Annotated in this window: 8 protein-coding genes; 4 read left to right on the top strand and 4 right to left on the bottom strand. The window is 65.0% G+C overall.

Annotated features, from left to right (window positions below):
- Nucleotides 1-177 precede the first annotated feature (177 nt).
- Complete coding sequence (locus tag BLV07_RS00140) at nucleotides 178-2,499, top strand: molybdopterin guanine dinucleotide-containing S/N-oxide reductase (RefSeq protein WP_176945267.1); 2,322 nt, start codon at nucleotides 178-180, stop codon at nucleotides 2,497-2,499.
- A 426-nt stretch (nucleotides 2,500-2,925) separates the two neighbouring features.
- Here BLV07_RS00140 and BLV07_RS00135 read toward each other — a convergent pair whose 3' ends face one another.
- The 3 genes from BLV07_RS00135 to BLV07_RS00125 all read right to left on the bottom strand — a co-directional run bounded on the left by BLV07_RS00135 (nucleotide 2,926) and on the right by BLV07_RS00125 (nucleotide 7,831).
- Nucleotides 2,926-3,909 carry a helix-turn-helix domain-containing protein gene (locus tag BLV07_RS00135; RefSeq protein WP_091878183.1) on the bottom strand — a complete coding sequence of 328 codons (984 nt, stop codon included), beginning with the start codon at nucleotides 3,907-3,909 and terminating at the stop codon, nucleotides 2,926-2,928.
- Between the two features lie 252 nt (nucleotides 3,910-4,161).
- Nucleotides 4,162-4,869, bottom strand: coding sequence for a hypothetical protein (locus BLV07_RS00130; protein WP_091878181.1), 708 nt, complete (start codon nucleotides 4,867-4,869; stop codon nucleotides 4,162-4,164).
- Nucleotides 4,870-4,987: 118 nt separating this feature from the next.
- The gene (locus tag BLV07_RS00125) at nucleotides 4,988-7,831 is read right to left on the bottom strand and encodes an ATP-binding protein (protein WP_091880154.1); all 2,844 of its coding nucleotides are present in this window, start codon (nucleotides 7,829-7,831) and stop codon (nucleotides 4,988-4,990) included.
- Between the two features lie 327 nt (nucleotides 7,832-8,158).
- Here BLV07_RS00125 and BLV07_RS00120 point away from each other — a divergent pair, with 327 nt between their 5' ends.
- The 3 genes from BLV07_RS00120 to msrA all read left to right on the top strand — a co-directional run bounded on the left by BLV07_RS00120 (nucleotide 8,159) and on the right by msrA (nucleotide 10,133).
- The gene (locus BLV07_RS00120; protein WP_091878179.1) at nucleotides 8,159-8,848 is read left to right on the top strand and encodes a VOC family protein; all 690 of its coding nucleotides are present in this window, start codon (nucleotides 8,159-8,161) and stop codon (nucleotides 8,846-8,848) included.
- A 174-nt stretch (nucleotides 8,849-9,022) separates the two neighbouring features.
- The gene (locus BLV07_RS00115; protein WP_091878177.1) at nucleotides 9,023-9,445 is read left to right on the top strand and encodes an OsmC family protein; all 423 of its coding nucleotides are present in this window, start codon (nucleotides 9,023-9,025) and stop codon (nucleotides 9,443-9,445) included.
- A 172-nt stretch (nucleotides 9,446-9,617) separates the two neighbouring features.
- Nucleotides 9,618-10,133: a peptide-methionine (S)-S-oxide reductase MsrA gene (gene msrA / locus BLV07_RS00110; RefSeq protein WP_091878174.1), complete on the top strand. Its 516-nt coding sequence runs from the start codon at nucleotides 9,618-9,620 to the stop codon at nucleotides 10,131-10,133.
- A gap of 125 nt (nucleotides 10,134-10,258) precedes the next feature.
- Here the strand turns inward: msrA and BLV07_RS00105 are convergent, their stop codons facing one another.
- On the bottom strand, nucleotides 10,259-13,102 hold the full coding sequence (locus BLV07_RS00105) for an ATP-binding protein (protein WP_091878172.1): 2,844 nt from the start codon (nucleotides 13,100-13,102) through the stop codon (nucleotides 10,259-10,261).
- Between the last annotated feature and the right edge of the window lie 42 nt (nucleotides 13,103-13,144).

Below are 13,144 nucleotides of genomic sequence, written 5' to 3'. Positions count from 1 at the left end.
GCCCTGTGGCGTACCGAGCGGCACCGTCGACATCGGCGTGAGTCTTGACCTCGCTATTCGGCGGCGTCGGGTGCAACAGAGTGCACGGGAGCCCAGCGTAGACGTCAGCCCCGATCTCGATGACATCGCAGTGTGGATCGGTATACTGCCACCACGTACTGGAACAAGGATCAGGCGATGGACGATACGATTGGCTTCCCCGACCCCGGCCTCGACCTGTCCGACGGCTTCAAGCCGCACACCTCGCATTGGGGCGTGTTCTCCGCGCGCCAAGGCGCGGCCGGGCTCGAGGTCAGGGCCTATGCAGGGGATCCCGATCCCAACGGCATCATCGACAATTTCCCCGGCGCGCTGCGCCATCAGGCGCGCATCGCCCAGCCGGCGATCCGCCGCGGCTGGCTCGAGCGCGGTCCCGGCCCGGACGATCGCCGCGGCCGCGATGAATTCGTCTCGGTGAGCTGGGAGAAGGCGCTCGACCTGCTCGGCGACGAACTGGCGCGCATCCGCGACACGCGTGGTCCCGGCGCCGTGTTCGGCGGCTCCTATGGCTGGTCGAGTGCGGGCCGCTTTCATCACGCACAGAGCCAGGTGCATCGCTTCCTCAACATCGCAATGGGCGGCTATGTGCGTTCGGTCAACACCTATTCTTCCGGCGCGTCCTCGGTGCTGCTGCCGCATATCCTGGCGGGATACGAGGACATCACCAAGCGCAACGTCACCTGGGAGCAGATCGCGGCTGATACCGAGATCGTGCTGGCGTTCGGCGGCATGGCGCTGAAGAACTCCATGGTCGCCGGCGGCTCTATCAGCAAGCATGTCGAGCGCGGTGCCATGGCGGCGGCGCGCCGGCGCGGCTGCGAGTTCGTCCTGGTCAGCCCGCTGCGCGACGATCTGCCGGTCGAAGCTGGCGCCGAATGGATGAGCTGCGTGCCCGGCACCGACACCGCGCTGATGCTCGGCATCGTCCACACGCTGGTGAGCGAAGGTCTGCACGACCAGGCCTTCCTCGATCGCTACACGGAAGGCTGGCCCGTCTTCCTGCGCTATCTCACCGGCGAGAGCGATGGGCAAGCAAAGCATGCCGGATGGGCCGCCGCGATCTCAGGCGTCGAAGCGGACACGATCCGCGCGCTGGCGCGTCGCCTCGCCGGAAAACGCGCGCTGATCACCGTCTCGCATTCGCTCCAGCGCGCGGAGCATGGTGAGCAGCCGGTGTGGATGGGCCTGGTATTGGCAGCAGCGCTCGGCCAGGTCGGTCTTTCCGGTGGAGGCTATGCTTATTCGCTCGGTGCGATCGGCTATTACGGCCGCCGCGTCAACGACGTGCCGGGGCCGACGCTGGGGCAGGGCCGCAACGGCGTTGCCGATTTCATTCCGGTGGCACGCATCGCCGACATGCTGCTCAACCCCGGCAGCACCTATCGCTACAATGGCGAGACGCGCACCTATCCGGACATCCGCCTCGTCTACTGGGCAGGCGGCAATCCCTTCCATCACCACCAGGACATCAACCGTCTGCGCAAGGCGTTCGCGAAGGTCGACACGCTGGTCGTGCACGAGCTCGGCTGGACCGCGACGGCCCGGCACGCCGACATCGTGCTGCCCGCAACGATGACGCTGGAGCGCGAGGACATCGGCTATTCCACCAACGACCCCTTGATGGTCGCGATGCACCGGATCGCCGAGCCGTTCGGGCTCGCGCGCGACGACTATGACATCTTCGCCGATCTCGCCGAGCGTCTTGGCGCGCGCGAACCCTTTACGGAAGGTCGCACCTCCCGGGAGTGGCTCGAACATCTGTATGAGCCAACCCGCGCCTCGCTCGCCAAGCGTGGCCTGGAAGCGCCCAGCTTCGACGAATTCTGGCAGCGCGGCAGCCTGGTCGTGCCGCAGCAGCCCGATGACGGCGGCCGGCTGCGCCGATTCCGTGAGGATCCCGCAGGTCACGCCCTGCCGACGCCGAGCGGCCGCATCGAGATTTTCTCGGCGAAGATCGCCGGCCATGGCGATGCGGATTGTCCGGGCCATCCGGTCTGGCTCGACAAGACCGATATGCCGAGGCCTGGCGCACCCTGCTTCCTCGTCGCCAACCAGCCGGTGACGCGGCTGCACAGCCAGCTCGATTTCGGCGGCCATTCGCTCGGCTCAAAACATCGCGGCCGCGAGGTCGCGCGCATGAACCCGCGCGATGCGGCCGCGCGCGGCATCAAGGATGGCGACATCATCCGCCTGTTCAACGACCGCGGCGCCTGCCTTGCCGCCGTCCACGTCACCGACGGCATCGCGCCCGGCGTCGTGCAGCTTCCGACCGGAGCCTGGTATGACCCGATGGATCCCGAGGACGACGCGCCGCTCTGCGTGCACGGCAATCCGAACGTGCTCACCCGAGACATCGGCACCTCATCCCTGGCGCAAGGCTGCACGGGGCAGCTGACGACGGTCGAGGTGGAGAAGTTCACGGGCAATCTGCCCCCGATCCGGGCGTTCGATCCGGTGTAGGGCTTGGCTCAATAGGTGGAGCGACGAAGCTCTGGTGAATCAGCCGCGAGGATGTGGACGCGTGTCTGCACCACACACTCGGTGTCATCGCCCGGCTTGACCGGGCGATCCAGTACTCCGAGAGGGTTGTGATTGAATCGAGAGGCCGCGGCGTACTGGATTCCCCGCTTTCGCGGGGAATGACAGTGGTGATTGGAGGATGAAGCTCGTGCCTCATGCTCCGTCATTGCGAGCGCAGCGAAGCAATCCAGAGTCTTTCCGCGGAGGGATTCTGGATTGCTTCGCGGAGCCTGTCATCGGGCCGCGCTTTGCGCGGACCCGGTGGCTCGCAATGACGATGGGGAGAGTGTGTATGCCGCACTTTCCCCTTCGTGCCCCGGACGCAGCAGCGTGTGCTGCAGAGCCGGGGCTGATCTCGCCGCCTCGCTACGCGGCCACGCTGGCGATCCAGTCCCTCTCCCGAGCAGCACGCCGCTGCGGAGGCGCTTCTGCCTCAGTTCGCTCACCCTTGCTGGCGAGGCGCCAGCGTGCCGGAGACTGGCCGCTGATGCGCTTGAAGACGGTGGAAAAATGCGCCTGCGTGCTGAAGCCGACGGCAAGCGCGATCTCCGCCAAGGGCCGCTCGGTGGTCGTGAGCAGCGCCTTCGCACGTTCGATCCGGTGATTGAGAAGATATTCGCGGGGACGGTAACCAGTCGCGGCGCGGAATTGGGCCGCAAAGTGCATTCTGGACAAGCCGGCGACATGGGCGAGCTCGGCCAGGCTGATGCAGCGGTCGAAATGATCGGCGATATAGTGTTCGACCCGCCGCAGCCGCCATTTCGGCAAGGCATTGACCCTGACGCGCGGCGGCTCCAACCGGGCGAGATGCATCGCAAGGGTCTGGCCGAGGCAGCGCATGAACTGGTGGTCCGCGGCGTGACCACGTTCGATCAGCGCCTTGGCAAGCTCCGCGGCGAGCGGGTCGCGCAACAGGACGAGGTCATTCAGTCCTTGGGTCGCGGGCAATTGCGCCGGAAAATGATCCGTGGAGATGTGAAAGTGGAGGAAAGCGCATGGCGATTCGAATTGCGCGCGGAGAGGCTTCGACGGTGCGGTGACATAGAGCGTGCCTGCGGGCATGGTACCGTCGAAAACGATTTGACGGTCCCGGGTCAGTCTTGCGCGCGTGGTCTTCAGGGCGATGCCAACGAAATAGCGATCCTCGGGGGTCGTCGCTTCGTGCGACGAAGCGCCACGGGAATCTTCCCATCGCGAGATCGTGATGTCCTCGCTTGACGTCTCCGCGCTGCGGTCGATTTGACGCCATCGGCTTTCCCGGGCGAATGCCTGCGTCGCTCGAATGGCTTCGCGATTCCGGTTGACGGCTCGAAGATCGGCCCAGGCGTGTGCCTGCATGTCGGTGAACATCGTTCGTTCTCTCTCGTCTCATCGGCGGCTTGCGAATGCGCAAGTTCGCTATGGTCCGAGAGTACGCGTGTGCGCGCCAGGACGCCCGTTAGTGGTGATTAGGAGTTGTTAGTTGTTGTGTGAGCGCGAGCGCTGTGACAGCTCGCCGCAGGAGGCTCTATGAACGTCCCAATTCGTCGCATCGGTTGGCAATCGTCGGCGCAGTCCAGGCCTGGTTCGAGCACGTGACGTCGTTTGCGCGCTCATGCGCCGCTACTCGAAGACGGCGTCGAAGATCTCGACGTCCATCAGCACGGGCTTGACGATCACGGTTCCATCGGGCCGCAGCGTTTGCGCCCGTCGAAGCGTCGGCACCACGATGCCGCCGAAACTGTCATGAGCCCAGGAGGAATGTGCGACCTTCATCCCGAAGAGATCGTGATCTGTCCGTCGTTGCAGGGCGCTCTCGTCGAAATAGAAGATCTGCTCGGGAGCGAGCGTGACCAGGCGCGGGGGGAATTGCGCCCGCAGCCGCCGCCAGGTCTGGGTGCTCTCGCGCCACGGCGTCAGCTCTTCCACCACGACATCGGGGTCGGCGAGCAGGAATGGAGTCGTCAGGTAATTCCAGATCGCCACGCCGCAGAAGAAGACGAGGTGCAGTTCGTCCGCGAGCGCAGCAGAGCCAGCCTCGGCAGACGCGAAGCTCGGGTTGCGCCAGGTCCGCAGGACCTCACCATCCAGGCTCTCGATCGTGATCGCGTCCGGTTGAAACGACCCGGAATGTTCGCCCCCGGTGATGCCGGTGAAGCGGATCGATTGCGTCCGGGTCGAGCCTTCTGCGGTCACGTCCTTGAATTCCCGGGCGTGCCCGGCGCTGGAGAACAGCGTCCCGCCGACGGAGAGGTGGAGCGTGAACCCCTTCAAGCTGTTCCAACGGGCCATGCCGCCGTTGGCATCGATTACGTCGTCAAGAAGCGCCATGTCCCGCCATATCCACCGTGAAGTGCCGCCACCATGGCGGGGCGTGTGCGGCTTGGCGTGTTAGAAGTTGTTAGGACTTGCGAGCGCGCGGGATGGCGGTATCTCGTTGAAGATGCTCTCAATTCAAGGCGGCAAGGAAGCCTCTTGCGGCAACCAGATCGCGGGTCTGGAGGCCCTCCTGATACTGCGCGACGAGCGGGGTGAGCAGGTCGCGCGCGTCCGCGGCCTTGCCGGTGCGCTCCCAGATGCGGCCGAGGCTGATCGCGCCGCGGAGTTCCCAGCCGACCGCGCATTGGCGCCGCGACAGATCGAGCGATCTGCGCAGGACGCTCTCGGCCTCCGCGGTATGGCCCGCCCGTACGAGGATGTCGCCCTTGACCCTGAGCATCTCCGGCATGTCGAAGGACTCGCCATGATCGGGGATTTCCGCGATGGCCTCATCGATGGTCCGCAGGGCCTCGTCGGGCTGGTTCTGGGCCAAGAGCCCCTCCGCGAGCGCCGTCGCCAACACCGTCGTCATAATCCGGTGCCGCGTGGCGTACAACGTGGCCTGGCTGCGGCGAAGATGCTCCATGCCGGCAGCGACGTCGCCGCGGCGCAGCAGCAGCTCGCCTTTCTGGCCGATGCCGACCGCATGATAGGGGCCGAGGAAGTGACGCGCGGAATGTTCGATCAGCCGCTCGATCAGGATTTCCGCATTGGCCCAGTCGCCGACCCAGAGGAACACATAGATCGTCCAGATCAAGGAAATACCGAGGGTCAGCGGCTGCTCCAGCAGCTCGGCCTCGCGAACGGTGTACTTGGCCGCCTCGATCGCGCGATCGGGCCGGCCGGTGAGCCAAAGCCCGCGCGCCAGTGCCACCAGCGCCACGATGCGGTCGTCATAACCGAGATGCCCGATGTTCAGCCGCTGCGAGCCGGGATTATGCATCATCGCGCTCTGGCAAAACTGCACGGCCTTGTCCTGATTGCCGATCAGATGATGCGCAACGCCCAGCATCCATTCCACGTTCAGCGCGGCGGCGGGATCGTTCAGCCTGCGCGCAACGCTTTCGCCCTGTTCGCCCGTGCCGAGCGCGCCGTGAAAATCTCCAACCCTGGTGAGATAGATGTGCAATCCGCGCAACAGCCAGAGCTGCCAGTGCAAATCCTCCAGCTCCCGTGCAAGCTGGAGACTGCGCGTGAACGCCGCCCGGACCGCTTCCGTATTGCCCTGCGTGAACATCACGGAGACGCCGAGCGCCGCCTGCAACGTCATCTCCTGGCGGCTGTCGATCGAATCCGTGTCGAGCGAGGCCAGCGCCTGCTGGGTCCAACGGTAGCATCCCGTCAGCAATGTCAGCTCGAGGAAGAACTGGGCTGCCGAGGCCGCCAGATCCACGCAGATTGTCCGGTCGCCGCCGTCCGAAAAGCTCCAGGTCAGCGCGGCCCTGACATTGGGCAGGTAGTCGGCATAAGGAAGGAAGCCGCCGGCGCTCTGCATGCCCGCTGATTTGACAGCGATGTCGCGCAGGACATCGCGAAAATATTCGGCATGGGCGCGCGCAGCGCGGGCCGCTTCTCCGTTCTCGACGAGCTTGTCCGCGACGAAGGCGCGTGTCGTATCGAGCAGGCGATAGCGCAGCCGCCGCTCCGCGGGCGACGTCGCGACCAGCGATTTGGAGAGCAGGTTCGAGATCGTCTCGACCGCTTCGGATTCGCTGATGCCCTGGCTGGACGCGACAGCAATTGCGGCTTCCAGCGTGAACGGGCCGACGAACACCGACAGTGCGCGCAGCGTCGCGCTTTCGGCCGGCGGCAGCAGGTCGTAGCTCCAGGCGAGTGCCGCGCTCAGGGTCTGGTGTCGCGGAATCGCAGTGCGTCGTCCTCGCCACAACAGCGAGAAACGGCTGTCCAGCAGCGAGGCGGTCCCGGCAACGCCATACGCGTTCACACGTCCGGCCGCGAGCTCGATCGCAAGCGCAATGCCGTCGAGACGCCGGCAGATCTCGGCGACGAGCGGGGCATCCTCTTCGCTGAGCTCGAACTCGCTCAGGCTCTCGGCAATGCGTTCCACGAAGAGTTGGCTTGCGGGATAGGCAAGGATGTCGGCGATGCTGAGACCGTCGCGCTGCGGCGGGCAATCCAGTGGAAACAGCCGGTGGACGCGCTCGCCTTCGGTGCGAAAGGACTCGCGGCTGGTGGCGAGAATATGCAGCTCTGGCGCCTCCTGGACGATGCGTTCGGCCAGGGGGGCGAGCTCATCGAGAATATGCTCGCAACTGTCGAACACCAGCAGCATCCGCTGGCTGCGCAGGAACGTCAGCAGGCCCGGCATGGGATCGTCGGAGTTGACGGTCAGGCCGAGTGCGGCCGCAATCGTCCCGGGCACGAGGCGGGCATCCGTCAGCGCACCGAAATCGACGAAGCTCACCCGACCATCGAAGGCCCCGAGCTCGCGGTGCGCGACGGCGAGCGCAACCGAGGTCTTGCCGATCCCGCCGGGGCCGACGATGGTGACGAAGCGGTGCTGAGTCAGCTCTGCGGAGATCCTCTCGACCTCATCGTCGCGCCCGATCATCCTCGCAAGCGGCGAGGGAAGCGCGTGGGGCGAAGCGGCAGGCAGGCTGGTGCGGTCCTCGAATGGTGCTGTCCGGAGCAGCGGGGCGGCGAAGCAATAGCCACGTCCGGGGACGTTGACGACGTAGCGGGAGCCTTCGCCGGCACCGCCCAGGGCTTTGCGCAGATTCGTGATGTGGAAGCGCAGGCTGCCTTCGTCGACATTCACGTCGGCCCAGACGCGCCGCATCAGCTCCCGTTTGTCCACGACCTCGCCGGCGCGCTCGGCGAGAAAGATGAGGATGTCGAGCGCGCGGCCACCGAGGTGAAGCGGCGCGCCGTCCTTCTCAATCAGCCGCGACTTGGGAAACAGCCGGAACGGCCCGAAAGCAATGGCCGAATCCTGGTCGTTAGTGTCCGGCACGAGCAATGGTCCGCTGAAAAAGGCTGATGTCTGCACGTTGATCTATCAGAACGAGACGTCCAGTAAACTGACCGAAAATGGCGAAATCGCGTGGCGATCACCGAATGCACGGGGAATAGCCGTCACAAATTTTGCTTAAAGGCGAGCGATTTACGACGATGACTGCGACAATTCGTCAGCATGCTTGACTGTCGAGGTCGCAGTGTCCGCCGCCAGATTGCGATGCCGCCGATCATAACAGAATCTTGCAACGTCTAACGGGCAAAACCCGAGCGATGCATTCAGTATGGCCTTCGAGTTAAATCCTACTCCAACGGGGAGGTTATCATGGCCACTATCGAAATCGACCGTGACGTCGCGACCAAGCCTTCGACATCGCGTAGCCTTGATCTGAAGCTCGAAGTCGTCGTCATCCCCGTCTCCGATGTCGACCGCGCCAAGGCATTCTACACGTGTCTCGGCTGGCGACTGGACGCCGACTTCGCGTCGGGCAGCGAATGGCGCGTGATCCAGTTCACGCCGCCGGGCTCGGCCTGTTCGGTGATTTTCGGCAGGAACGTCACGGCGGCCGCGCCTGGTTCGGCGCGCGGCCTCTACCTGATCGTCTCCGATCTGGAGGCTGCACGACAAGATCTGCTCGACCGCGGCATCGCGGTCAGCGAACCCTTCCACGGTGCCGGCGATGTTCACGCCGGTCCGGACGAGCCGTACCTGTTCGGCAGCGTCCGGGTCAGCGGCGCTGACCCGAAGCGCGGCAGCTACAGCTCGTTTGCCTCGTTCAGCGATCCCGACGGCAATGGCTGGCTGTTCCAGGAAGTCACGACACGATTGCCCGGACGCATCACGGCAGACGGCACGACGTTCGCCTCGCAGAGCGATCTGGCGGCGGCGTTGCGCCGTGCATCGGTTGCGCATGGTGAGCACGAGACGCGGGTCGGCGGACACGACGAGAATTGGGCGGATTGGTACGCCGACTACATCGTGCGCGAGCAAGCCGGTCTGCCGCTGCCGTCCTGAGTTGAAGGCAGTCTTCCATCTTGCGCCAATCATCGGACAAATCGGCGATTGACGGAACCTCGGCGCCGCGTGACCGGTTGGAGAGACGGCAGGCGCGAGGCCGCCGCCGTCTTCCACCGGCACGAGGTGCCGGGATCGGGCTGAACGATCCACAAACAAACAAGGAGAACCAGGATGATCCGCAAGGCAAAAGCAGTATGGAAGGGCACCGGTCGTGATGGCACGGGCTATCTCTCAAGTGAATCTGGCGTGCTCGCTGAGACGCCCTATTCGTTCAAGACCCGCTTCGAGAACGAGAAGGGCACCAATCCCGAGGAGTTGATCGCGGCGGCCCATGCCGGCTGCTTTACGATGGCGTTGGCCTTCGGCCTTCAAATGGCAGGCTTCACGCCGGAGGAGCTCTCGACCGAGGCAGCCGTCACGCTCGAACCCGAAGGCAAAGGCTTCAAGATCAGCAAGTCAGCGCTCACCTTGCGCGCGAAGGTGCCGAACCTGGATGAAGCAGGTTTCGCGCGCCTCGCCGGCGAGGCCGAGAAGAACTGTCCGGTATCCAAAGTGCTCAACGCCGCGATCACGCTCGACGCCAAGCTGGGCTAGCGGCGAGCTTTCAATTCGTGTCCATCCGGTTCTGGTTGGGAAACTGAAGCTGTCGATGCTTTGGGCCCATGAGAGGACCGGGTGGACAAATACCTGCCTTTCGGCCAGGCAGCCGAAAGCATATGATGCGACAGGCGCAGAACGGACAGAGCGATCAATTGGGAGCGGACTGATGACGACAGAGCGCGCAGTTTTGGCCGGAGGCTGCTTCTGGGGCATGCAGGATCTGATCCGCAAGCAGCCAGGCGTGGTCTCCACACGCGTCGGCTACACCGGCGGCCAGGTGAAGAATGCCACCTATCGCAATCACGAGGGCCACGCCGAAGCGATCGAGATCATGTTCGATCCCGCAAAGACCAGCTTCCGGACCATGCTGGAGTTCTTCTTCCAGATCCACGATCCCACCACGCTCAATCGCCAAGGCAATGATCGCGGCACGAGCTATCGCTCCGCGATCTTCTATACCAGCGAGGCGCAGAAGCGGATTGCCGAGGACACGATCGCGGACGTCGAGGCGTCGGGCCTGTGGCCCGGCAAGGTGGTGACCGAGATCGCGCCGGCCGGCGAGTTCTGGGAGGCCGAGCCGGAGCATCAGGATTATCTCGAGCGCTATCCGGACGGCTACACCTGCCACTTCATCCGGCCGGGCTGGAAGCTGCCACAGCGCGCGGCCGCTGCCGGAGGCTAGAGCGTTTTCGAGCGAAGTGGATACCGGTTCGCGTGAAGAAAACGCGTCAAACAAGAATCTAGAGCTTCGGTTCTGATTCAATCAGAACCGATCATGCTCCAGGCCGCCGCGGCGTCAGCGCGCGGTCAGGCGCGCAATTGCGCGATCAGATCGCGGGCAGTGCGCATATCGGCGATGTCTGCGCCCTCGGCGAACCTCCCGCAGACAGGGTCGAGAACCGCCAGTGCTTCCGCGCTCCGGCCAGCCCTGAACATGAATCGCGCGAGGCTGATCGCGCAGCGCAGCGCCCAGAAGCGGGCGCCTTGCGCAACGGCCATGTCCATAGCCTCGCGCAAACGTGCTTCGGCGTCCCCCGGGTGCCGCACACTCCTGAGCATCAATTCTGCCTTGATGCGGGTCAGTTCTGGCAGATACCAGAGCTCCTGCCGGTCGTTGCAACGGGTCAGGACGTCGTCGATCACGTCGAGGCCGCGGTCGATCTGGTCGGTCTCAAGGAAGGCCGCCGCGAGTTCGCCGAGCAAGGGAAGAAATCGCGGCAGGAAGCGCGCATCGCCGGCGCGATTGAGCTCTTCGCGCAGCAGCGGCAGGCCCGTCGCGACGTCGCCTCGCTTGGCAATGACCGCTGCGTTGAAGGCCTTTGCCCACAAGCCCCACAGCCGGATCGCATGGCGCTCGGTGTGCTCGAGCAACTCGGTGCCGTGGCGCTCGGCGGCGTCGAAATCGCCAGCCCAGAAGGCGATCGGGCAGGCGGCCTGTCCGAGCACGCTGCAGAAGGTCAGGGCGTGGCCGTTGGCGCGGCCTTCCTCGATGTTCCTGGCGGCGAGCGCCTGGGCCTGATCGGCCAGGCCTTGCAGCCACAGGATGCGGGCGCGGAAATATTGCGTCGATATCCTGAGGTCGAGCGGGAAAATTTTCGGCTTCTCCGCCAGCACGTGCAGCGACACGTTGACCCGATCGATGCGCGCGCGCGCCTCGTCCTGGTCGCCGAGATAGTGCAGCGCGACGGCCATCAGCCGGTCGCCCAGCATGACATCGGTCCTGTCGGGTGAGTTCGCTGCCGCGGCGGCAAAGCGCTCGGCAAGCGCGCGGGCCTTGCCGAACTGCCCGTTGTTGAACTGGTCGATGCACAAACCCCAGAGCGCGCGCAGCCGGAAATCCTTGTCATCGAGCCGGTCCGCCAGCTCGAGGGTCGTCTCCAGAATCGGACGTGCCTCGCGCGCGCGGCCTTCGCCATACATCAGCGACCAGCCGAGCGCCGACAGCAGCTGCATGCGGACGCGGTCGTTGTCGCCGGCGTCGCCGAGCGCGGCGAGGGCCGTTCTGGTGCGCTCGCGGCATTCGGCGAACAACGAACGGCGCACCCACAGTGTGACCGCAGCTGCGGTCAGGGCGATACCCAGTGCAGCGTCGCCCTCGGGCGCGAAGGCCCAATCCAGCGCCGCGCGCACATTGTCCAGCTCTGCGCCGTAGATGTTCAGCCATTCGGGCAGCGGCGTTGTCGTGTCGGCCTCGGCGCGCTCGAAGAAATCGCAAAAATGCTCCGCATGGCGCCGCGCGAGCTGCCTGTTTTCGCCGAGCTCGTGCAGCTTCGCAAGCGCATAGGTGCGCGTGGTGTCGAGCAGGCGATAGCGCAGCGTTCGCGAACCGGACGGCGAGATCAGCGATTTGGTGACCAGGCTGTCGATCGCCTCCAGCGTCTCCGATTCGCTGAGGCCATCGCCGGCCGCAACGGCGGCGGCCGCTTCCGGTGCAAAGGGCCCGGCGAAGACGGACAGCCGTCGCAAGGCGGCGCTCTCCGCTGCGGGCAGCAGATCGTAGCTCCAGTCGAGCGCGGCGGCGAGGGTCTGGTGCCGCGGCACGGCGGTGCGGCGCCCCCGCCATTGCAGCGAGAAGCGGCTGTCGAGCAGGGACGCGGTGCCGGCAATGCCGTAGGCATTGACGCGGCCTGCCGCGAGCTCGATCGCCAGCGCAATGCCGTCGAGGCGCCGGCAGATGCTGGCGACAAGCGGCGCCTCTTCGGCGCTGAGCTGGAACGGACCCGAGCTCTGCGCGATGCGCTCGACGAAGAGCTGAGCGGCGGGGTAGGCAAGGACATCGGCGACATCAAGGTCCTCGCGCTCCGGCGGACAATCCAGCGGGAAGAGCCTGAATATCCGCTCGCCTTCGCTGCGGAACGACTCGCGGCTGGTTGCGAGAACGCGAAGCTGCGGTGCTTCGCGAACGATGTGCTCGACCAGCGGCGCGAGCGCATCCAGCACATGCTCGCAACTGTCGAAGATCAGCAAGGCCGGGCCGGTCTTCAGAAATGTCAGCAGAGCCGGCGTCGGATCCTCCGAGCTGATGGTCAGGCCGAGCGCCGAAGCAATGGTGGTCGCGATGTGGCTGGCGTCCCGTAACGGACTGAAGTCGACAAAGAAGACGCGCCCACCGAAATCCTGGGATCGGCGATGCCCGACGGTGACGGCGACGGCGGTCTTGCCGATACCGCCCGGGCCGACCACGGTCATGAAGCGATGCAGCGAAAGTCCGTTGGAGATCTTCTCGATGACTTCCTCTCGTCCGATCATCTTCGCAAGCTGAGCGGGCAGGGAGCGAGGAAGCGCGGTTTCGGCGGAGGGTGGGGCGATTTGCGGCGCCGCTTGCGCGAACGAGGCGACGAAGCAATAGCCGCGGCCGGGTACATTGACGACATAACGGGCCGACTTGCCGGTATCGCCGAGCACCTTGCGCAGCGCTGCGACATGAAAGCGCAGACTGCCTTCGTCGACATTGACGTCGGCCCAGATGCGCTTGACCAGCTCGCGCTTGTCGATGACTTCACCGGGACGCTCGGCCAGGAAGATCAGAATGTCGAGCGCGCGGCCGCCGACATGAAGCGGCGCGCCCTCCTTCTCCAAGAGCCGGGACTTGGGAAACAGCCGAAATGGCCCAAATGAAATGGCTGAGTCTTGGTTACTATGTGCTGGCACGCGCCATTGCCCCCTCGCGGGAGTCAAAAGGTATTTCGTTCT

This window comes from Bradyrhizobium sp. Rc2d (assembly GCF_900099855.1).
Lineage (GTDB): Bacteria > Pseudomonadota > Alphaproteobacteria > Rhizobiales > Xanthobacteraceae > Bradyrhizobium.
This window is presented reverse-complemented; position numbering and strand designations above follow the sequence as displayed.